Origin of the sequence: Alcanivorax borkumensis SK2, assembly GCF_000009365.1 — a bacterium.
Lineage (GTDB): Bacteria > Pseudomonadota > Gammaproteobacteria > Pseudomonadales > Alcanivoracaceae > Alcanivorax > Alcanivorax borkumensis.
This window is the reverse complement of sequence record NC_008260.1, coordinates 1663581-1683827: the sequence shown is the minus strand read 5'-3', so window position 1 is coordinate 1683827 and position 20247 is coordinate 1663581. Positions and strand designations below refer to the sequence as shown.

Sequence of the window (20247 nt, the reverse complement as noted above, 5' to 3'; positions counted from 1 at the left end):
GTGCGCTCCGCGTTCTATGCGGTGGCGCTAACGAGCTGGCACATCTGTCGAATCAACTGGAGCTGGCGTTCGGAGACTTTTTGCACCGATAGGCGAGGCCGCACAACCAGTTCCATGTCCGCAAACTCTGGATGGTGCTGTATCTGTTTGAGTGTCAGGGGGTGCGGGTAGTGGCAGACATACTGTACGTCAGCCTGGTACCAGCGGGGATGATCCTGGCGGCTACGTGCATCATAGCCATCGCTAGCAGGGTCAAATTGGGTTGGATCTGGGTAAGGGTCGCTGGTAACGACGGCTTCACCAACAATGGCCGGGACTGCGCAACTGGAGTGATAGATCAGCACGGTATCGCCGGCCTTCATCTCATCGCGTAGGCGGTTACGGGCCTGATAGTTGCGTACCCCGTCCCAGCCGCTAGTGGCGTTTTTGCTGTCGCGCAGATCATCGATGCTGAACGCGTCAGGTTCTGTTTTTAATAGCCAGATGGGGCTCACTCCTGTAGGTGCTGTTTAAGCAGGCACTCCTTGGCCTGGGCTATGGTGTCGCAAATGTAAACCGAGAAGGTCGGTTTGTTAAGCTTTAGTAGCCATATTGTGAAAGGTTCGGTTGAGTGTGCTTCCAGCACAATGGCTTTGATTTGAGTGATTTGGGCGAAACCTTCACGGCAGGACGAAGTAAAGGGGGGCATACAACATTATCGTAGTCACGCTGGTGGCGGTCTTTTTGCTGTAAGCGTGGCAGGCTTTTATAAGTGATTCTGTGCTAATCTTCAGCGCTTCTTTTTATTGGCGGCCGATAAGCATTAACCAGATAATCGGCTGGCCTGCCGGTGGAGATGGATGCGTGATCAGTTCGCAGCAACAGAATGAAGCGATTGCCACCCTGCAAACCGTGCGCGATTGCCTGCGTTTCGGGGAAAGCATGTTGCGCAGCGGGGAGGTGTTCTTCGGTCACGGTAATGATGATCCTTGGGATGAGGCGCTCGCCTTGTTGATGCACCAGCTGGCGCTACCGCTGAACAGTGACCCTCGGGTGCTTGATGCCCGTTTATTGCCCTTAGAAGTCAGTGGCTATGTGAGCCAGTTGGTGCAGCGTGTCAATCATCGGGTTCCTGTGCCATATCTGACCCACGAAGCTTGGTTCTGTGGCCTGCCGTTTTATGTGGATGAGCGTGTGCTGATTCCGCGCTCGCCCCTGGCCGAGCTGATCGAGCAGTCCTTTGCTCCTTGGGTGGATCCGGAGCAGGTGCATCGGGTGTTGGATTTGTGCACCGGCAGTGGTTGCATTGCCATTGCCTGTGCTTACGCCTTTGAGCATGCACGGGTGGATGGCAGTGATATCTGTGCGGATGCGCTAGCTGTCTGCAAAGAGAACATCGAGCGTCATGGTCTCGGTGAGCAGGTCAGGGCACTACAGTCCGATGGCCTGGCCGCCGTTGATGGGCCTTATGACTTGATCGTTTCTAACCCACCCTACGTGGACGCACAGGATATGGCGAGCCTGCCGGACGAGTACCGCCATGAGCCGGAGCTGGCACTGGCCTCGGGCAATGATGGGCTCGACTTCACTCGCCGGCTGTTGCTGGATGCGCCTGATCAGCTCAGCGAAGAGGGCGTGCTGATTGTGGAAGTGGGCAATAGCTGGGAGGCCATGTTGCAGGAATGGCCTCAGGTGCCGTTTTTCTGGTTCGAGTTTGAGCGGGGCGGGCACGGGGTATTCATGCTTAGCCGCCAACAGCTGCTAGAATACCGCGAACATTTTTAAGAACCCTTGCCCCCCGCGATGATCACAGTTGGGTATTGTCGGGACGTTAGGGCGCAGAGTCACAGCGGAGATACCGATATTTCCGCCCTACAGCAGAGCATTTGAGGAGCCCATGGCAGGCAATAGTTTCGGCGAGCGTTTCAAAATCACCACCTTTGGTGAAAGTCATGGCCCGGCCCTGGGTGCCATCGTGGACGGCTGCCCCCCCGGCCTGGAAATTAGTGAGGAAGACTTGCAGGTGGAGCTGGATCGGCGCAAACCCGGTACCAGCCGCTATACCACCCAGCGCCGTGAGCCGGATCAGGTGAAGATTCTCTCCGGGGTATTTGAAGGCAAAACCACCGGCACCACTATCGGCCTGCTGATTGAGAATACCGACCAGAAGTCCAAGGATTACTCCAATATTGCTGGCACTTTCCGCCCCGGGCATGCGGATTACACCTACACCCAGAAATACGGTTTCCGTGATTACCGAGGTGGTGGGCGCTCTTCTGCTCGGGAAACCGCCATGCGTGTGGCGGGCGGCGCTATTGCACGAAAGTTTCTGGAACAGAGGCTGGGAATTCGGATTTATGGCGGCTGCACCCAGATCGGTGATGTGAAAGCGGAGTCTCTTGACTGGTCGACGGTAAATAATAATCCGTTCTTTTTTCCGGATGAAAGCAAGGTGCCGGCGCTGGAAGATCTGATTAATGCCCTGCGCAAGGACGGCTCTTCCATTGGTGCGCGGGTGGAAGTGTTTGCCGACGGCGTTCCCCCAGGCTGGGGTGAGCCGGTGTTCGACCGTATTGATGCGGATCTGGCCAAGGCGATGATGTCCATTAACGCGGTGAAAGGCGTGGAAATCGGTGATGGCTTTGCTGTTGTGAACCAGCGCGGCGAGCAGCACCGTGATGAGATGACACCGCAAGGCTTTCTAAGTAATCATTCCGGTGGCGTGCTGGGCGGGATTAGCTCCGGGCAGACGATGCGTGTCGCTATGGCTCTCAAACCGACCTCCAGTATTCTAATTGCGGGCAAGAGTATCGGTTTGAATGGTGAAGCGGCCGAGGTGGTAACCAAAGGGCGCCATGATCCTTGTGTGGGTGTGCGAGCAACGCCCATTGCTGAGGCCATGCTGGCCATCGTGCTGTTGGACCATTACCTGCGCCACCGTGGCCAGAATGCCGACGTAGTGCCCCCTTTCCCGCCGATTCCAGGGTGAAGAACGTTTAACGGAGGCCAGACGCCAGACAAGGAAAATCAGCAAAAGCGCCTGAGGTAGAACGCTGTTTACACTGCACCGGCATTGGGCGCTTTCTGCAAGACAAGGTTTATCGTTCATGCCCTATTACTGGCGACTGTCAGGCTTCTATTTTTTCTATTTCGGGCTGCTCGGCACGCTGGTGCCGTACTGGTCCCTGTATCTGAAAGATCTTGGCTTCAGTGCCGTCGCCATTGGCGGCCTGATGGCCATTCCTCAACTGACCAAAATTGGCGCCCCGAACCTGTGGGGTTGGCTGGCAGATCGCAGCGGGCAACGGCTGCGCATTATTCGTGCCGGTAACCTGCTGGCTGCCATCGTATTTCTGCCAGTGTTCTGGGTAGACACCTTTTGGGGCATGGCAACTTTACTGGTGTCCTTCAGTTTCTTCTGGAATGCGGTGCTGGCCCAGTTCGAGGTGCTTACCCTGCAGTCACTGGGCAGCCAATCACATCGTTACAGTCACGTTCGGCTGTGGGGCTCGGTGGGGTTTATTCTCGCCGTTTTGGTGCTGGGGGAGGTGCTCGATCGGGCCGGGACGGCTGTGTTGCCCTGGGTGCTCAGTGGTCTGCTCTGGTTGCTGTGGTTAGGCACGCTGACGCTGCCGGCGGGCAACGCACCGCGGAGTCGGGCTTCCGGGGCAGGGGTGTCGGCTTGGCAGGTGTTACGGCGCCCGGCAGTCAGCCTTTTTTTAATCGCCTCGTTTCTGATGCAGATGTCCCACGGCCCGTATTACACCTTCTATAGCATTTATTTGGAAGAGCTGGGTTTGAGCAAATTCGTTGTTGGTTTGTTGTGGTCTTTGGGCGTGCTGGCCGAGGTGGGCTTGTTTGTGGTGATGCACCGGCTGCTATCGCGCTTTTATATCCCCTGGATTCTGGTGGCGAGCCTGCTGTTAGCCGCGTTGCGTTGGTTGATGATTGCTATGGCGGGGGATTCGCTATGGTTGTTGGCATTGGCTCAGCTGCTCCATGCGGCTAGCTTTGGCAGCTTCCATGCCGCCAGCATTGCCTGGGTGCACCGTCAGTTCGGTGAGGCACTGGGTGGCCAGGGGCAAGCACTGTATTCCAGTCTGGGCTTTGGTGCTGGGTGGGCGGCCGGAGCCGGCTTGTCCGGTGTGCTGTGGCAGCAATGGGGCGTAAATTTGTTTTTCGCCGCGACGCTTGTCGCGGTGCTGGCTGCGGGGTTGTTGGTGGCGGGCGGGGTGACTCGCTCAGCGCACCGTGGACAGATCAGGTGATCTGCCCACGCAGGGCGCGCAGGAATGCCTGGGCCGCGTTGGATTGGCTTCGTGCCGGGTGAGTCACTACGCCGAGCTGACGTTCGGGTAGTGGCACATTCACCGGCAGCTGAATCATGCCTCTGTCGACCATGGTGGCGGGAAGAACACTCCAGCCCAGGCCAATGGACGCCATCATATGGATGGTTTCCAGATAATTGGTGGACATGGCGATATCCAGCTTCAGGTTATGCTCGTCGAACAGTCGCTCCACGATGCCGCGCGTAAAGGTGACCGGTGAGGGCAGAATGGCACTGTGACCGGTAAAGGATTCCAGCGTCAGATTGTCCTGTTTCGCTAAAGGATGCTCCGGTGCACACATGAATACGAGTGGGTCGTTCCAAATGACCTCGCTATTCAGGCGTTCATCCGGTTGCGGCGGTAAGGTGACAACCCCCATCTCTAGCTCGCCGTGCAGCACACCTTCCCAGGCTTCTTCCGAATCAATGAAGTGAATATCCAGTTTTACCTGCGGGTAATCTCGGGAGAACTGGCGCAGAACCGGTGGCAATCTATGCAGTCCAATATGATGGCTGGTGCCGATGCGCAACTTGCCAGTGACTTCACCGGACAGGTCGTGTATTGCACGGGCGATATCTTCCACGTCCATCAGTACCTGGCGGGCGCGAGGCAGCAATGAGCGCCCAGCTTCTGTCAGTTGAATCTGGCGTCCTACGCGGTCAAACAAACGGGCTTCAAGCTGTTGTTCCAGTAGCGCAATGCGCTTGCTAATGGCCGGTTGCGTGATGTACAGGCGTTCTGCGGCAGCAGAAAATGAGCCTGTTTCGGCGACGGCCATAAAGGCGGTTAGCGTTGGGGTATCGATCATTCCCGGGGCATCCACAGTGTCAGTACGGGGATAATAATTGGTTATCTTAAAAATGAAAAATATGAATTGGATTTATTGATGGCGTAGTTCTACATTAATTAACAGTGATAAACCAGCCGAATTTATGGTCTCAGTCAGTGACCTCAGGCGGCTCAGGGAGATAGACATGGCCGGCAAGACCCTCTACGACAAATTGTGGGACGCTCATCTCGTCGCTGAACGCGAGGACGGTTCCGCATTAATCTACATCGATCGCCAAATTATTCATGAGGTCACATCGCCTCAGGCGTTTGAGGGGCTGCGCCTGGCGGGGCGCCAACCTTGGCGGACCAGCGCCAGCGTGGCAACCATTGATCACAATGTTCCGACGACACCGTTTAACAGTGCCGCTGATATTACTGATGAGACGTCCCGTATTCAGGTGCAGACACTGGAAAACAACACGCGCGAATTCGGCATTACCGAATTCGGTATTGGTGATGTGCGCCAGGGTATTGTTCATGTGATGGCCCCGGAGCAGGGTGCGGTAGTGCCGGGCATGACCGTGGTCTGCGGCGATTCCCACACCTCCACTAATGGCGCGTTGGCCTGCCTGGCCCACGGTATTGGCACCAGTGAGGTTGAGCACGTTTTGGCGACCCAAACTCTGGTAGCCAAAAAAATGAACAACATGCGGGTGTCTGTTGAAGGTGAGCTTGGCCCAGGTGTTACCGCGAAAGATGTAGTGTTGCACATTATCGGTGTTATCGGCACCGCAGGTGGCACCGGCTATGCGCTTGAGTTTGCCGGCAGTGCCATGCGCAGCCTGAGCATGGAAGGCCGTATGACGGTCTGCAATATGGCCATTGAAGCCGGTGCCCGCGCTGGCATGGTGGCGGTAGACGACGTCACCATCGATTACGTTAAAGGGCGCCCCTTTGCTCCCAAGGGTGCGGATTGGGATAAGGCTGAAGCCTACTGGCGCACGCTGGTGTCCGACGCTGATGCACAATTCGATCAGCAGGTGGACATTGATGCAGCGGATATCAAACCGCAGGTGTCCTGGGGGACCAGCCCGGAAATGGTGGTGCCTGTGGATGCCCACCTTCCCGATCCGGCTGCAGAGACGGATGAGGTTAAACGCTCGGGTATGACCCGTGCTTATGAATACATGGGCCTGACCCCTGGGATGCCTGTTACCGAGATCAAGGTGGATCGCGTCTTTATCGGCTCGTGCACAAACTCCCGTATCGAGGATTTACGCGCGGCGGCAGAGGTGGCTAAAGGCCGCCAGAAAGCCGGTAGCGTTAAACAGGTGCTAGTGGTGCCAGGATCCGGGTTGGTCAAGCAACAGGCAGAGAAAGAGGGATTAGATAAGATATTTGTTGAGGCTGGTTTTGAATGGCGTGAGCCTGGTTGTTCCATGTGTCTGGCGATGAATCCGGACCGTCTGGAAGCCGGAGAGCATTGTGCCTCTACCTCGAACCGCAATTTCGAGGGGCGTCAAGGCAATGGCGGGCGTACGCATCTGGTTAGCCCTGCCATGGCAGCCGCCGCTGCGGTGGCGGGCCATTTTGTGGATATTCGCGAGCTGGATCAGGCATAAGGAGTAACACCATGGAAAAATTCGTACGTCACGATGGTCTGGTGGCTCCGCTTGATCGTGCCAATGTGGATACCGATCAGATCATCCCCAAGCAGTTCCTCAAGTCCATTAAGCGGACCGGTTTTGGTCCTAACTTGTTTGATGAATGGCGTTATTTGGACGAAGGTTTTCCGGGACAGGACAACGCTGCGCGCCTGGTAAACAACGATTTTGTATTGAATCAACCAGACTATCAGGGCGCCAGCATTCTGTTGACGCGTCGCAACTTCGGTTGTGGTTCCAGTCGTGAGCATGCGCCCTGGGCGCTAATGGATTTTGGCTTTAAGGCAATCATCGCGCCGAGTTTTGCGGATATCTTCTACAACAACTGCTTCAAAAATGGTTTGTTGCCCATTGTGTTATCCGAAGATAACGTGGAAGCCCTGTTTCAAGTGGTTAGCAGCAAGGGCGGATACCGGATTACGATCGATCTGGAGGGCCAGCAGGTGATTCCCGAAAGCGGAGAACCGCTACCATTCGAAATTGATGAATTTCGCAAACATTGCTTGCTCAACGGTTTGGATGAGATTGGTTTAACCCTGAACGAGGCGGATGCGATCCGGGCCTATGAAAGAAGCCGAATAGAGCGTGAACCTTGGGTTTTTGCCGACCATTAAAAGAATAGCCAAGGAGGTTGTATGTTGCGTTTACTGTCTCTGTCGTTGATGTCGGTTCTGATGTTAGCAGGCTGTGCCTCTACGGGTATGTACCATGCCCCTACCGGGGAGCAAGCCGCTACATTAACGGTGGACAATCAACTCGAATCGCCGGTGCAGCAAGACCAAGGGGCGGGCTGGAAAATGCCCACCAGCAGTGAGGCTAAGGCCTCACTGTTCAAAGTGGATGGTGATCGGATTACCGAGCAAGCGGGTTCTCAGAGCGTACAGCTTGAAGCGGGCAAACACTCGGTAGAAGTTTTCGCTGATCAGGGCGGCATCCTTCGTTTTGGCAAATTCCGTTATACCTTCTTAGAAGGTGGAATCTATCAGGTTCGCATCCGAGCAGCAGAGGGCAGCAAAGAATATTCTCTTGAGTTGGTAAAGGCCTCTGCCCCAGATGATGTGCTGGTAGCGAAAAACTTTTAATGCCCGATAGGGCTGCAGTAGACAGGAAGCAGTAATGAGCAAAGTATTGGTGTTAGCGGGCGACGGAATTGGTCCTGAAATCGTCCGTGAGGCGGTTAAAGTGCTGGACGTAGCCAAGCAGAAATTTGCTTTGGATGTGGAGCTGGATGAAGCCTTGGTGGGTGGGGCTGCGGTGGATGCGGAAAATGATCCATTGCCGCAAACCACATTGGAAAAAGCGCGCGCCGCCGACGCCATTCTTTTCGGTTCTATTGGTGGTCCAAAATGGGATGCCATAGAACGGGACAAGCGTCCGGAGCGCGGTCTGCTGCGCTTGCGCTCGACGCTGGGTTTGTTTGCGAATCTGCGCCCGGCTATTTTGTTTCCGCAATTGGCAGATGCCTCCAGCCTGAAACCGGAAGTAGTGTCCGGGCTGGATATCCTGATCGTGCGTGAGTTAACCGGTGGTATTTACTTCGGTCAGCCCCGCGGCATCAAGGAAGAAAATGGCGAACGTGTAGGCTTCAACACCTATGTCTATACCGAGTCGGAAATGCGCCGTATCGCTAAAGTGGCCTTTGAGCTGGCCATGAAACGCGATAAGCGTGTGTTATCGGTGGATAAAGCTAACGTGCTGGAAGTCACCGAGCTTTGGAAAGAAGTGGTCACCGAGGAAGCAAAAGCCTACCCGGAGATCGAGTTGTCGCATATGTATGTGGACAACGCGGCCATGCAACTGGTGCGTGCGCCGAAACAGTTTGATGTGATTGTCACCGGCAACCTGTTTGGTGACATTCTCTCCGATGAAGCCGCCATGCTCACCGGTTCCATCGGAATGTTGCCCTCCGCGTCACTGGATGAAAACCGCAAGGGCTTGTATGAACCCTGCCACGGCTCGGCACCGGATATTGCCGGCCAGGGCATCGCCAACCCGCTGGCGACCATTATGTCGCTGGCCATGCTGATGCGTTACAGCCTTGAGCGTGGCGATGTGGCCGATGCCATCGAGGCAGCGGTGGAGAGCGTTCTTGATCAGGGGCTTCGTACAGCGGATATCTATACCGAGGGCACTCGCAAAGTGGGCACCGAAGAAATGGGCAGCGCCGTTGCCGATGCACTGTTAAAGGCATAACAGAGGCACAGGGCCAGGCGTCACACGCGCATTTATTCACTGATAGAAAGGGCAATCCTTTCAGGAGACAGTTTCTAATGAAAAAAGTCGGTTTTGTCGGCTGGCGTGGCATGGTGGGTTCCGTACTGATGGAGCGCATGACTGCCGAAAATGATTTTGCAGATATCGAACCGGTCTTTTTCTCGACCTCTCAGGTCGGACAGGCTGGCCCGGACGTGGGCAAGGATATTCCGGCCCTGGGCGATGCCAAAAGTATTGATGAATTGAAAGCGCTGGATGTGATCGTGACCTGCCAGGGTGGGGATTACACTAACGAGGTGTACGCGAAGCTGCGTGAAGCCGGCTGGGATGGTTACTGGATTGATGCGGCATCCACTTTGCGAATGAAAGACGATAGCGTCATCGTGCTCGATCCGGTAAACCGTTCGGTGATTGATTCTGCGCTACACAATGGCACCAAGGATTTTGTCGGCGGTAATTGTACTGTGAGCCTGATGTTGATGGGCCTGGGCGGCTTGTTCAACGAAGGGTTGGTGCAATGGGCCAGTGCCCAGACCTATCAGGCGGCGTCTGGTTCTGGTGCCCAGAACATGCGTGAGTTGATTGCCCAGATGGGTAAGATTCACGGTGATGTTTCCGACAAGCTGGCAGATCCTGCTAGTGCGATTCTGGATATTGATCGTCAAGTAGCGGCGAGCATGCGTAGCGATGCCATGCCCCGTGAGCACTTTGGCTTCCCGCTGGCGGGCTCTCTGCTGCCTTGGATTGATAAGGAAATGGAGAACGGGCAGAGCAAGGAAGAATGGAAGGCGCAGGCGGAAACCAACAAGATTCTCGGCCGTAGCAGCGACCCGATTGCCTTGGATGGCACCTGTGTTCGTATTGGTGCCATGCGTTGTCATGCCCAAGCACTGACCGTAAAGCTCAATAGCGATGTGCCTATGGATGAAGTTAACGACATCATTGCCAAGTCCAACGATTGGGTCAAAGTGGTGCCCAATACCAAGGAAGATACCTTGCGCGATCTGACGCCTACAGCGGTCACCGGCACCTTGGGTATTCCCGTGGGCCGTTTACGCAAGCTCAATATGGGCGGCGAATTCCTGAATGCCTTTACCGTAGGTGATCAGCTCTTGTGGGGCGCAGCCGAACCATTGCGTCGCATGCTGCGCATTCTTCTCGAACACTAAAGGCGACAAACCAGAGGTAAGTAATGGATCGGTCAATCAATCTGGCCATTGTCGGAGCTACCGGCTTGGTCGGTGAGGCCATCATCAAATTGCTCGCGGATCGGAAATTTCCGGTCGGCGAGCTTTTTGTTTTGGCTTCCGAAAATGGTGCAGGCAGCAAGGTTTCGTTTGCGGGCAAGTCTCTGACGGTGGGTAAGGCCGATGATTTCGACTTTTCCCAAGTGGAAATTGCCTTATTTGCAGCTGGGGCATCAGTCAGCCAGGCGCTGGCTCCGCACGCCGCAGAGTGCGGGGTGGTGGTGGTCGACCTATCTCCAGCTTTCCGCTACGAAGCGGATATTCCACTGGTTGTGGCGGGCGTTAATGACGAGATGCTGGCCCAAGCCAGGGAGCAAAATCTGGTGGCCTGTGCGGATGCGTCAACCGTGCAGTTGGTGCGCGCCCTGAAGCCGTTAACTGAACAGGGGCCGTTACAGGAGGTGGTGGTTACCCAGTTTCAGGCGGCATCAGCCACTGGTAAGGCAGGAGTGGACCAACTGGCCCAGCAAAGTGTGCGTCTGCTGAACGGCCTGGCGCCCAGTGAGGCCGCTCAAGCTCAGATCGCGTTCAATGTGTTGCCTGTAAGTGGCCAGATGCAGGAAAACGGTTTTACCAGTGAAGAGCTGAAGCTGATTTTGGAAACTCGCCGGGTCCTTGCAGATCAGCCGTTGTCAGTGCAGGTAACGATGGTGCGGGTGCCCGTTTTCTATGGTTATGGGCAAAGCGTTAGCCTGCGCAGCATTCAGGGGCTGTCTGCGGCGCAGTGTTATACGTTATGGGATGGCGATGAGGATATGTCAGTTGAGGACAGTGACGATCCCCAGGCCGTGTCCCCGGTAGCAATGGTTGAAGGGCCGCCCGCAATGCGCATTTCTCGTGTCCGCGAGGAGATGGAAGCGGGGGGTGGGTTGAGCTATTTTAGTGTTGCCGATAATGTTCGTTGGGGGGCCGCTCTCAACGCAGTGAAAATAGTGGAGAAGTTGCTAAAAGATTATCTGTGATGGATAGTTACTGACATTATGTGACGCGGTTTCTAGGTTTTTCTTCAAGCCTAAGGCAGAATGCGTAATGATGATGTAGGTAGCTTGCCGACTTGGGTACGTTCGCAGCGCCCGCGGGATTGGGCTGAGCACGGGAAACATAATAAATAAAGGGTTCGACCATGCTTCGAAAACTTGGGTTTGGCTTAACGGCTGTGGCGATGATGGCCCCTGGGGTAGCAGCGGCACTGGGGGTAGGCGATTATCAGCTTCATTCTTATTTGAACCAGCCTTTGGATATGGATGTTTCACTGCATGAAGTTGGTGACCTTTCAGCAGAAGAAATTCTGGTTAACCTTGCCCCTCAGTCGGAATTCGATGCCGCTGGTGTTGACCGCAGCTATTTTCTCAATCGCTTGGAGTTTTCTGTAGAGTTTCAGGATGGCGATAAAGCTCAGCTGCATATTTCTACGGATCAGCCGGTACGCGAACCCTATCTGAACTTCCTGGTTGAATTCCTTTGGCCCACGGGCCGATTGATGCGTGAATATACCGTACTGCTGGACCCGCCCAGCTTTGCGGATAGTACGGTGACCGCGGCCCCGGTCATCAGTCGTGTGCCGCAGCCAGCCACTCGCAGTCAGCCCTCAACTGCAACACAGTCCCCGTCTGAGAAAACGCTTGAATCCGAAATTGCATCCGAGCCTTGGCAGGCTGAATCTACTCCTGCTGAGGCTGACAGTGGCGCGCGTAATCGTTATACCGTGCGTTCTAGCGATACCATGTGGCAAATCGCGCTGAATAACCGGCCTTCTAACAGCGTGTCGGTACAACAGATGTTAGTGGCCATTCAGCAAATCAACCCGGATGCGTTTATTAACAACAATGTCAATTTGGTCCGCGAAGGCGTCGTGCTGCGTATTCCCAGCGAGCAGGAAGTGCGTACCATTTCTACTCGTTCTGCGATCGCGGAAGTGGCTGACCAGAACCGTCAATGGCGTGATATGTTGGAGCAGCGTGGCATTCAAGCGCCCCAGCGCGCACAGATCGATGGTTCGCGTCAGGTGGTTGATGCTGATGAAGAGGGTGTAGATTCGCCAGCTCGTGGTGAAATGAAATTGATCGCTCCGGAATCCACCGCGGGTGTAGATGATGGTAACAGCACTGGTGATGCTAGGCAGGGTAACGCTAATACCGCTACGCTAGAGAATGAACTGGCGATTCGCGATGAAAGCCTGGATCGCCTAGATCGTGAAAACGCCGAACTGAGATCTCGACTGAATGCTCTTGAAGAGCAGAGCGCTACCAGCTCGGAACTACTTAAGCTGCGTAACGATCAGATTACTCAATTGCAGCAAGAGTTGCGTCAATTACGCGAAGAGCAGGGCGTGGCTGCGCCGAACAGTGATCCGTTGATGGAAGAGCCGGTCGCACCGGAACTTTCCTCCGCAGATGGAGGCATGGCGGACGATACGGCAACGGAAGAAGCCGCTAATTTCAGTAATAACAGCAACGAGCCATCCACTGAAAGTGGTGTGGTTGCGCTAGAAGGTTCTGACGAAGAGTTAGCAAAAGAGGCCGCTAAGTCCAGCGCCACAGGTAGCTCGAAACAAGCCAATGCGATAGCTGATAATGCGCAGAGAGCGGAAGGTGAAGCGACGGCTACGGATAGTGTGGTCGAGCCGGTAGCGCCAGTGGGCAAACCGGAGCCGGTTGCCCCGGCGCAATCGCCGGTTGCTTTAGGGGGCATTGTCGATCTGATCATGGCCAACCTGCTGTACATCCTTCTGGGTGTTCTCGTTATTGTGCTGTTGATTTTTCTGCTTCTGCGCGGCAAGAAAAAAGACGATAACGAAGTGCTGGATGGCCCATTTTTTGAGGCTGCTGACGACCAGCAGGACAGTGAATTTGACCTGAATCTGGATGATGACGGGTCTACTGTCGCGACGGTCGAAGATGATGATGTGGTGTCGCCACCAGGACAAGAGCAAGGTGGTAGCCAGGACCCGCTGGAAGATGTGGAAGTCTATGTGGCCTATGGCCGTTACCCGCAAGCGGTAGATTTTCTGCGCAATGAAATTAACAAGTCGCCCGAAAGGTCAGATCTGAAAGTCCGCCTGCTGGAGTTGCTCAAGGAAATGGGCGATGACGCGGCCTTCCAGCAGCAGGCAACCGCCTATGCTGGTACTGGTGCCGATATGGATGCGGCTATCGCTCGCTTGGGTAGTGTTGCCCCAGTTTCCCAAGACGATGAAGAGCTGTCTCTGGATGATCTGGAAATGGGCTTGTCCTCGGGTTTGAATGACGAGGCCTTTTCTGCTCCGACCATCCAGGCAGAAGCGCTAAGCCCTGAGCCGGAGGAAATCTCCGATGAGCTGGCTGATTTTGATTTCGAGTTAGATGCTATTGAGGCTGACAACGCAGACGCCACTGTCATGCTGGGAGCTGACCGTGACTCAGCTTCTTCCGATGCTAGCATTGACGAAGGATTTAGCCTGGATTTCGATAGTGAAGGCGAGACTTCGCAAGCCCCTGAAATGTCTGATGCGGACAAGCAGTCGCTGTCAGCCGATTCTGTGCTTGAGCTGGATGACATCGGCACCTCTACCCAGAATGGCGACACGGTATTTGGTGATCTCAACCTAGATGAGATGAATGCTGAGTTTGACGATCTTTCTACCGATCCAGTTAATGATGAAGAGCTGGATTTGTCACTGGACGATCTGGATTTATCTGATGAAACGGGCAGTGCTCCACAGCATGAAGTGGATGATGTTCTGGCGGATCTCGAGATTGATCTGGATCTGGATGAAGCGGAGCAATCGCTGGTTGACGCCGTTGAGGCAGACGATTCTCTAGATCCAATCACTTCATTGGATCTAGAGGATGATCAGTCCCCATCACTAGATGAGTCTTCCGCTGTTGAAGCGACGGATGAGCAGAAACGCGAGGACGCGTCGTTGAACATTGATCTGGCGTTGGTGCCCGACACCTCGGAGGATGATGCGTCCGACTCGTCCAGTGCGGATGTGTTGGCAGATGAAGATGACTTCGACTTCTTGGGTGAAACTGACGAAAATGCCACTAAGCTAGATTTAGCCAAAGCCTATATCGACATGGGCGATAGCGAAGGGGCGAAGGATATTCTCAGCGAAGTGATCTCCGAAGGTAGCGCTCAGCAACAGAACGAAGCAAGAGAGCTGCTTGGGCAGGTGGGTTAACCCGCCACTCTGGCTAGGAAAAAGGGGGGCGATGCCTTATGGTATCGCCCCCCTTTTTTATGGGTAGCAGTTTTGCGTAAACGGCAACGAGACGGTGAACGATGACACGCATTGCGCTGGGTATTGAGTACGATGGCACTGATTTTCGTGGTTGGCAGATGCAACAATCAGGAGTGCGCACAGTTCAGGAATGCCTGGAAGCGGCACTGTCTAAAGTGGCCAACCATTCGGTGACCGTAGTGTGCGCCGGTCGTACTGATGCAGGGGTACATGGCACTGGGCAGGTGGTGCACTTCGATTCCGATGCGCCCCGTGAGATGAAGAGCTGGATTATGGGGGGCAATACCAATCTGCCAAGAGATGTGACCATACGGTGGGCGGTGCCAGTGAGCGATGATTTTCACGCGCGTTTTTCTGCTGTGAGTCGCCGTTATCGCTACGTAATTTATAACCATGCTCGCCCCCCGGCGCTCTACCGCAGCCAGGTAACCTGGAATCACCGTCCTCTGGATGTTGCCGCCATGCGTGAGGCTGCATCGTATTTGGTGGGTCATCATGACTTCACTGCCTACCGCAGCGTGCATTGCCAGGCCAAGTCACCGTTAAAGACTCTGCATAGCCTTGAACTATATGAACAGGGCAAAGTGCTGGTGCTTGAGGCACATGCTAACGCGTTCTTGATGCACATGGTGCGTAATATAGCTGGGGTCCTGATGAAGGTGGGTGCAGGTAAGAAACCGCCTGTTTGGGCCAAAGACGTTCTGGAATGTCGAGATCGGCGGCTGGGCGCTGCGACAGCTCCGCCCTTTGGACTATATCTGGTGGAAATTGAGTACCCTGAGCTCTTCGCGTTACCTGATGAGCCCCTGGGGCCCCTGTGGCTGCCGGACCGTCTTGAGGCATAATTAACCCTTATCGGCCTGCCTTTGTTACACTGGAGAACCCATGACCGTACCCCGGGTCAAAATCTGCGGCATTACTCGAATTGAAGATGGTTTAGCGGCGGCGAACGCCGGTGCCGATGCCATTGGCCTAGTTTTTTATGGGCCCAGCCCTCGTGCTGTTACTGCTCGACAAGCAGCAGAAATCTGTGCCAGCTTGCCGCCGTTTGTTACCACGGTGGCGCTTTTTGTTGATGCGTCTCGTGCTGAGATTGAAGGGGTGCTGGCCAGAGTGCCGGTGGACTTATTGCAGTTCCATGGAAATGAAAATCCGCAGTTTTGCGACAGTTTTAACCGACCATGGATCAAGGCAGTTCGAATGAAGGATGATGTGGATCTCCACCATTATGCTCAGATTTACCGTAATGCGGCAGGTTTGCTGATCGACAGTTATGTTGCTGGCGTGCCGGGCGGGACTGGGGAGACGTTTAACTGGGGCAGGGTACCTAAAACCTTGCCTCTGCCTGTAGTGCTGGCCGGTGGCCTGCACCCAGGGAATGTGGCTGCAGCTGTGACACAGGTTCAGCCATGGGCAGTGGATGTGAGTGGTGGTGTTGAACAGAAGAATGTTCAGGGTGGCCGCAGCGGTGGCATCAAAGATGCCTCTGCCATCCGTGTCTTTATTAATAGTGTCAAAACACGAGGAGTAGCTGGTGTCTGAACGCCCTGATTTTTCTGCTTTTCCTGATGCGCGTGGCCACTTTGGCCGGTTTGGTGGCAGCTTTGTTTCGGAGACCCTGATGGGGGCACTGGACGAACTGACGGCCATGTATGAGCGTCTTAAGGACGATCCGCAGTTCCGCGCGGATTTCGACTATGATTTGGCCCATTATGTGGGCCGCCCATCTCCGCTTTATCTGGCGGAGCGATGGTCGAAGCAGCTCGGTGGGGCGAAGATCTGGCTCAAGCGCGAAGATCTCAATCACACCGGCGCTCACAAGGTGAATAACACCATTGGCCAAGCTCTGCTAGCCAAGCATATGGGCAAGCCCCGTGTGATTGCAGAAACCGGTGCGGGCCAGCACGGTGTGGCCACGGCGACAGTGGCCGCACGGTTAGGTCTAGAATGCCAAGTGTATATGGGCGCGGAAGATGTGGAGCGTCAGAAACTCAACGTCTATCGAATGAAGTTGCTGGGCGCGGAAGTGATTCCGGTTACCTCAGGGTCTCGTACCTTAAAAGACGCTATGAATGAGGCCATGCGTGACTGGGTGACCAACGTTGACAACACTTTCTACATTATCGGCACCGTGGCCGGTCCTCACCCTTATCCGCAGCTGGTGCGCGATTTCCAGTGCATTATTGGGCGTGAGGCCCGTGAACAAAGTCTGAAACAGGCGGGGCAGCTTCCCGATGCGCTAGTAGCCTGTGTCGGCGGTGGCTCCAATGCTATTGGTCTGTTCCATCCCTTCCTCAACGATGAGGATGTGCTCATGTATGGTGTAGAAGCGGCGGGGGATGGTATTGAAACCGGTCGTCATGCTGCGCCTTTAAACGCGGGCCGCCCGGGTGTTTTGCACGGCAATCGTACTTACCTGATGGAAGACGATAACGGCCAGATCATCGAAACACATTCCGTGTCGGCGGGTTTGGATTACCCGGGTGTCGGGCCTGAACATTCCTGGCTTAAGGATATTGGCCGGGTTAATTATGTGGCTGCTGACGACCAAGAAGCCCTGTCGGCGTTCCGCGAATTGACTCAGGTAGAAGGCATTATGCCAGCTTTAGAGTCTGCCCATGCGCTGGCCTACGCTCGCAAGCTGGCCCCCACCATGTCTGCGGATCAGAACATTGTGGTGAATCTATCTGGTCGGGGTGACAAGGATATCCTGACCGTGGCCGCCATTGATGGAATCGATTTTTAATTCTGTTTAGGTCGTTTGCTTGTTAAGGCGATGCTTTCCCGCGTAGGAAAGTGTCGGCTTGGAAAGACCCATGGGGCCTTTCCTTTACCCGATTTTTAAGGAGCAGAAATGCGTCGTATTGAACGTTGCTTCCAGCGCCTAGACGGTGAGAACCGTAAAGCGCTGATTCCTTTTGTAACGGCGGGTGATCCGGTTAAGGATGTAACCGTGCCGTTGATGCACGCCATGGTGGATGCCGGGGCAGATATTATTGAGCTGGGGGTGCCGTTTTCCGATCCCATGGCCGATGGGCCGGTAATCCAGTTGGCCTGTGAGCGGGCTTTGCAGCACAACACGTCCACCCGTGATGTACTGGCCATGGTGAAGATCTTCCGTGAAACCAACACGCAGACCCCTGTGGTGCTGATGGGGTATTTGAACCCGGTTGAAGTAATGGGCTATGAATCTTTCGCTAAGGCCGCAGAAGATGCGGGTGTGGATGGGGTGTTGTTGGTGGATTTGCCGCCAGAAGAGGCTTTGGAAGTAAGGCCGGTTATGGATGCCCATGGCCTAGACATGATCTTTCTGGTGGCACCGACTACCTCTGATACTCGCATAAAGCTGATTGGCGAAGCCGGTTCCGGCTATCTGTATTATGTCTCTTTGAAGGGTGTTACTGGCTCTGCAACCCTGAATGTGGAAGAGGTGGCCAGCCGCGTTGAAACAATTCGCAACCTTGCCCAATTGCCCATTGGGGTCGGCTTTGGTATCAAAGACGCTGAATCTGCGCAGGCGGTGAGCCGGGTAGCCGATGGTGTGGTCGTTGGTAGTGCTCTGGTTAATCAAATTGCTGAAAATAAGAATACTCCCGACGCGATTAATGACGCGGTTGGGGGTATTCTCAGCGCTATGCGTAAAGCCATGGATCAATAACGGGACCCTTGCATGAGCAATAGCAACTGGCTGGAGAAAATCCTCCCTGCCGTACGTCGACCCCAGGAAAGTCGCCGCAACAACATTCCTGAAGGGCTGTGGCGAAAGTGCCCGCGATGCGAAGGGGTAGTCTACCGGCCGGAACTCGATCGCAACATGGATGTATGTCCAAAGTGCGATCACCATTTGCGTATTAGTGCCCGCCGTCGCCTTAAGCTGTTTCTTGATGAAGGTGTGCAGACGGAAATCGGTACGGAACTGTCCCCTGTGGATCGTCTCAAATTCAAGGATTCCAAGAAGTATAAGGATCGCCTTGTAGCGGCACAGAAGGCCACCGATGAGAAAGATGCACTGGTCGTTTTGAAGGGCGCTTTGCATGGTGAACCGCTGGTTGCCTGTGCCTTTGAGTTCAGTTTTATGGGCGGTTCCATGGGCTCCGTGGTGGGTGAGCGCTTTGTGCGTGCGGTGAATGTGTGTCTTGAGCAGAAGTTGCCATTAGTTTGTTTTGCAGCCAGTGGCGGGGCGCGCATGCAAGAAGCGTTGTTCTCACTGATGCAAATGGCAAAAACTAGCGCCGCGCTGGAGAAGATGCGCCAAGCAGGTTTGCCGTTTATTTCTGTGCTTACCGATCCTGTTTACGGCGGGGTGTCGGCGTCCCTGGCCATGCTGGGAGACGTGAATGTGGCTGAGCCTAATGCGTTGATCGGCTTTGCCGGCCCGCGGGTAATTGAACAGACTGTGCGCCAGAAACTGCCCGAAGGGTTTCAACGCAGTGAATTTCTACTCGAGCACGGTGCCATCGACATGATCGTCTCCCGCCACGATATGCGCGAGACCCTTTATCGCTTACTGGCTAACATGATGGGCTGGCCGCCACTAGCTCTGGATGACTGACAGCCCACTGCCAGGCTCTTTGCCCGAGTGGCTGCGTCGCATTGAAGCCATGCACCCGGCCGATATTGAGCTGGGCTTGGATCGGCTTCGTGACGTGGCCACCCGCTTGGAGGTGGCCCGCTTTTCTGTTCCAGTGATTACCGTTGCCGGCACCAACGGCAAAGGCTCAACGCTGCGTTTGATGACCGCCTTGGCAGAACAGCAAGGCCGCAAGGTTTGCCTCTACACCTCTCCTCACCTTCATGTGTTCAACGAACGGATACGGTTGCCAGATGGTCTGGCGAGTGATACGCAGTTGTGTGCAGCATTCGCACAAGTGGAGCTCGCAAGGGCAGGCGTGCCACTTACCTATTTTGAATTCACCACCCTGGCTGCTCTCTGGTTATTCAAGGATAGTAATGCCGACCTGATCTTGCTGGAGGTCGGCTTGGGGGGGCGGTTGGATGCGGTCAATATTGTCGAACCCGATGTGTCTGTGGTGACCTCCGTGGGGCTTGACCATCAGGACTGGCTTGGCAACACCCGTGAAGCCATTGCGGCAGAGAAATGCGGTATCGCGCGGCCCGGTAAGCCGCTGGTGTATGGTGAAGCGCTCTGGCCGGATAACCTTGTGCCCCTGGTTTCAACATTAGGCGCTATTCCAGTGTTCGCCGGCCGTGATTTTCACATTGATGGCGCTACACTGTGGTTGATTGATGGCGAGTCGGTGAACTTACCGGAAGTCGTGCGCCTAGGTGCTGATAATCTGGCTACGGCCTGTCAGGCGCTGAGCCTGGCCGGCGTAAACTGTCAGCAGGGGGATTTAGCGGCGGTTGCTACGTTGGGCTTGTTTGGGCGTTGCGAACATCAACTCATTGCTGGTGTGTCCTGTTGGTTCGATGTGGGTCACAATCTTCCGGCGGTGCAACGTTTTCTTCGACAGCTGCCTGATTGTGCCGGAACCCGACATCTGGTGTTTGGCATGATGGCAGATAAGCCCTTTGATGGGGTGATGGCATTATTCGAAGGGATGGCTGCACACTGGTATCTGGCCGCACCACGGATTCCCCGCGCAGCATCCACTAGGGTGTTACAAAGCGCTTTACCGGCTACAGCCCAGTACAATGAGTACGCGAGTGTGGCGGCTGCTACTCATGCAGCGTTGGCGGCGGCATCGGCGGATGATCAGGTGATTGTTTTCGGCTCCTTTTATACGGTGGCAGAAGCTCGGGAACCGCAATCGTAGGGCTAGGCCGTTATGTCTCAACGCCCTCCAATGAATGCTGAATGG

At 54.9% G+C, this 20247-nt stretch carries 18 protein-coding genes; 16 read left to right on the top strand and 2 right to left on the bottom strand.

What is annotated here, in order from left to right:
* Positions 1-14: 14 nt before the first annotated feature.
* Entirely contained in the window at positions 15-494 is a 480-nt protein-coding gene (locus ABO_RS07645; RefSeq protein WP_011588756.1) for an EVE domain-containing protein, read from the bottom strand.
* 349 nt (positions 495-843) lie between these two features.
* Here ABO_RS07645 and prmB point away from each other — a divergent pair, with 349 nt between their 5' ends.
* The 3 genes from prmB (at position 844) to ABO_RS07625 (ending at position 4247) form a co-directional block, all read left to right on the top strand.
* The gene (prmB, locus tag ABO_RS07635; RefSeq protein ID WP_011588755.1) at positions 844-1764 is read left to right on the top strand and encodes a 50S ribosomal protein L3 N(5)-glutamine methyltransferase; all 921 of its coding nucleotides are present in this window, start codon (positions 844-846) and stop codon (positions 1762-1764) included.
* A gap of 112 nt (positions 1765-1876) precedes the next feature.
* Positions 1877-2968: a chorismate synthase gene (gene aroC / locus ABO_RS07630; protein ID WP_011588754.1), complete on the top strand. Its 1092-nt coding sequence runs from the start codon at positions 1877-1879 to the stop codon at positions 2966-2968.
* A 118-nt stretch (positions 2969-3086) separates the two neighbouring features.
* Complete coding sequence (locus ABO_RS07625) at positions 3087-4247, top strand: MFS transporter (protein WP_011588753.1); 1161 nt, start codon at positions 3087-3089, stop codon at positions 4245-4247.
* Here ABO_RS07625 and ABO_RS07620 read toward each other — a convergent pair.
* Positions 4240-5115 carry a LysR family transcriptional regulator gene (locus tag ABO_RS07620; protein WP_081424059.1) on the bottom strand — a complete coding sequence of 292 codons (876 nt, stop codon included), beginning with the start codon at positions 5113-5115 and terminating at the stop codon, positions 4240-4242. The genes ABO_RS07625 and ABO_RS07620 overlap by 8 nt on opposite strands.
* Positions 5116-5281: 166 nt before the next feature.
* Here ABO_RS07620 and leuC point away from each other — a divergent pair, with 166 nt between their 5' ends.
* The 13 genes from leuC (at position 5282) to ABO_RS07555 (ending at position 20202) form a co-directional block, all read left to right on the top strand.
* Positions 5282-6700: a 3-isopropylmalate dehydratase large subunit gene (leuC, locus tag ABO_RS07615; RefSeq protein WP_035460343.1), complete on the top strand. Its 1419-nt coding sequence runs from the start codon at positions 5282-5284 to the stop codon at positions 6698-6700.
* A gap of 11 nt (positions 6701-6711) precedes the next feature.
* The gene (leuD, locus tag ABO_RS07610) at positions 6712-7356 is read left to right on the top strand and encodes a 3-isopropylmalate dehydratase small subunit (RefSeq protein WP_011588750.1); all 645 of its coding nucleotides are present in this window, start codon (positions 6712-6714) and stop codon (positions 7354-7356) included.
* Between the two features lie 21 nt (positions 7357-7377).
* A complete protein-coding gene (locus tag ABO_RS07605; RefSeq protein ID WP_011588749.1) occupies positions 7378-7824 on the top strand; it encodes a hypothetical protein in 447 nt (148 codons plus the stop codon).
* A gap of 34 nt (positions 7825-7858) precedes the next feature.
* Positions 7859-8935: a 3-isopropylmalate dehydrogenase gene (gene leuB / locus ABO_RS07600; RefSeq protein ID WP_011588748.1), complete on the top strand. Its 1077-nt coding sequence runs from the start codon at positions 7859-7861 to the stop codon at positions 8933-8935.
* A gap of 77 nt (positions 8936-9012) precedes the next feature.
* Complete coding sequence (asd, locus tag ABO_RS07595) at positions 9013-10125, top strand: aspartate-semialdehyde dehydrogenase (protein WP_011588747.1); 1113 nt, start codon at positions 9013-9015, stop codon at positions 10123-10125.
* A gap of 23 nt (positions 10126-10148) precedes the next feature.
* On the top strand, positions 10149-11165 hold the full coding sequence (locus ABO_RS07590) for an aspartate-semialdehyde dehydrogenase (protein ID WP_011588746.1): 1017 nt from the start codon (positions 10149-10151) through the stop codon (positions 11163-11165).
* A gap of 161 nt (positions 11166-11326) precedes the next feature.
* On the top strand, positions 11327-14365 hold the full coding sequence (locus tag ABO_RS07585) for a FimV/HubP family polar landmark protein (RefSeq protein WP_011588745.1): 3039 nt from the start codon (positions 11327-11329) through the stop codon (positions 14363-14365).
* Between the two features lie 101 nt (positions 14366-14466).
* Complete coding sequence (truA, locus tag ABO_RS07580; protein WP_011588744.1) at positions 14467-15270, top strand: tRNA pseudouridine(38-40) synthase TruA; 804 nt, start codon at positions 14467-14469, stop codon at positions 15268-15270.
* 40 nt (positions 15271-15310) lie between these two features.
* Complete coding sequence (locus tag ABO_RS07575; RefSeq protein WP_011588743.1) at positions 15311-15967, top strand: phosphoribosylanthranilate isomerase; 657 nt, start codon at positions 15311-15313, stop codon at positions 15965-15967.
* A complete protein-coding gene (gene trpB, locus ABO_RS07570; RefSeq protein ID WP_011588742.1) occupies positions 15960-17171 on the top strand; it encodes a tryptophan synthase subunit beta in 1212 nt (403 codons plus the stop codon). The genes ABO_RS07575 and trpB overlap by 8 nt, the downstream gene beginning before the upstream one ends.
* Positions 17172-17279: 108 nt before the next feature.
* Positions 17280-18083, top strand: a complete 804-nt coding sequence (trpA, locus tag ABO_RS07565; protein WP_011588741.1) for a tryptophan synthase subunit alpha — start codon at positions 17280-17282, stop codon at positions 18081-18083.
* A 12-nt stretch (positions 18084-18095) separates the two neighbouring features.
* Complete coding sequence (gene accD / locus ABO_RS07560; protein WP_011588740.1) at positions 18096-18977, top strand: acetyl-CoA carboxylase, carboxyltransferase subunit beta; 882 nt, start codon at positions 18096-18098, stop codon at positions 18975-18977.
* On the top strand, positions 18970-20202 hold the full coding sequence (locus ABO_RS07555; protein WP_011588739.1) for a bifunctional folylpolyglutamate synthase/dihydrofolate synthase: 1233 nt from the start codon (positions 18970-18972) through the stop codon (positions 20200-20202). The genes accD and ABO_RS07555 overlap by 8 nt, the downstream gene beginning before the upstream one ends.
* Positions 20203-20247 lie beyond the last annotated feature (45 nt).

What these genes read in the sequence shown, in the direction of transcription:
- ABO_RS07555 (WP_011588739.1), top strand. Translation starts at nt 18,970, where the DNA reads ATGACTGACAGCCCACTGCCAGGCTCTTTGCCCGAGTGGCTGCGTCGC.
- ABO_RS07605 (WP_011588749.1), top strand. Translation starts at nt 7,378, where the DNA reads ATGTTGCGTTTACTGTCTCTGTCGTTGATGTCGGTTCTGATGTTAGCA.
- leuC (WP_035460343.1), top strand. Translation starts at nt 5,282, where the DNA reads ATGGCCGGCAAGACCCTCTACGACAAATTGTGGGACGCTCATCTCGTC.
- truA (WP_011588744.1), top strand. Translation starts at nt 14,467, where the DNA reads ATGACACGCATTGCGCTGGGTATTGAGTACGATGGCACTGATTTTCGT.
- ABO_RS07590 (WP_011588746.1), top strand. Translation starts at nt 10,149, where the DNA reads ATGGATCGGTCAATCAATCTGGCCATTGTCGGAGCTACCGGCTTGGTC.
- ABO_RS07620 (WP_081424059.1), bottom strand. Translation starts at nt 5,115, where the DNA reads ATGATCGATACCCCAACGCTAACCGCCTTTATGGCCGTCGCCGAAACA.
- leuD (WP_011588750.1), top strand. Translation starts at nt 6,712, where the DNA reads ATGGAAAAATTCGTACGTCACGATGGTCTGGTGGCTCCGCTTGATCGT.
- aroC (WP_011588754.1), top strand. Translation starts at nt 1,877, where the DNA reads ATGGCAGGCAATAGTTTCGGCGAGCGTTTCAAAATCACCACCTTTGGT.
- ABO_RS07575 (WP_011588743.1), top strand. Translation starts at nt 15,311, where the DNA reads ATGACCGTACCCCGGGTCAAAATCTGCGGCATTACTCGAATTGAAGAT.
- asd (WP_011588747.1), top strand. Translation starts at nt 9,013, where the DNA reads ATGAAAAAAGTCGGTTTTGTCGGCTGGCGTGGCATGGTGGGTTCCGTA.
- ABO_RS07625 (WP_011588753.1), top strand. Translation starts at nt 3,087, where the DNA reads ATGCCCTATTACTGGCGACTGTCAGGCTTCTATTTTTTCTATTTCGGG.
- ABO_RS07585 (WP_011588745.1), top strand. Translation starts at nt 11,327, where the DNA reads ATGCTTCGAAAACTTGGGTTTGGCTTAACGGCTGTGGCGATGATGGCC.
- accD (WP_011588740.1), top strand. Translation starts at nt 18,096, where the DNA reads ATGAGCAATAGCAACTGGCTGGAGAAAATCCTCCCTGCCGTACGTCGA.
- trpA (WP_011588741.1), top strand. Translation starts at nt 17,280, where the DNA reads ATGCGTCGTATTGAACGTTGCTTCCAGCGCCTAGACGGTGAGAACCGT.
- leuB (WP_011588748.1), top strand. Translation starts at nt 7,859, where the DNA reads ATGAGCAAAGTATTGGTGTTAGCGGGCGACGGAATTGGTCCTGAAATC.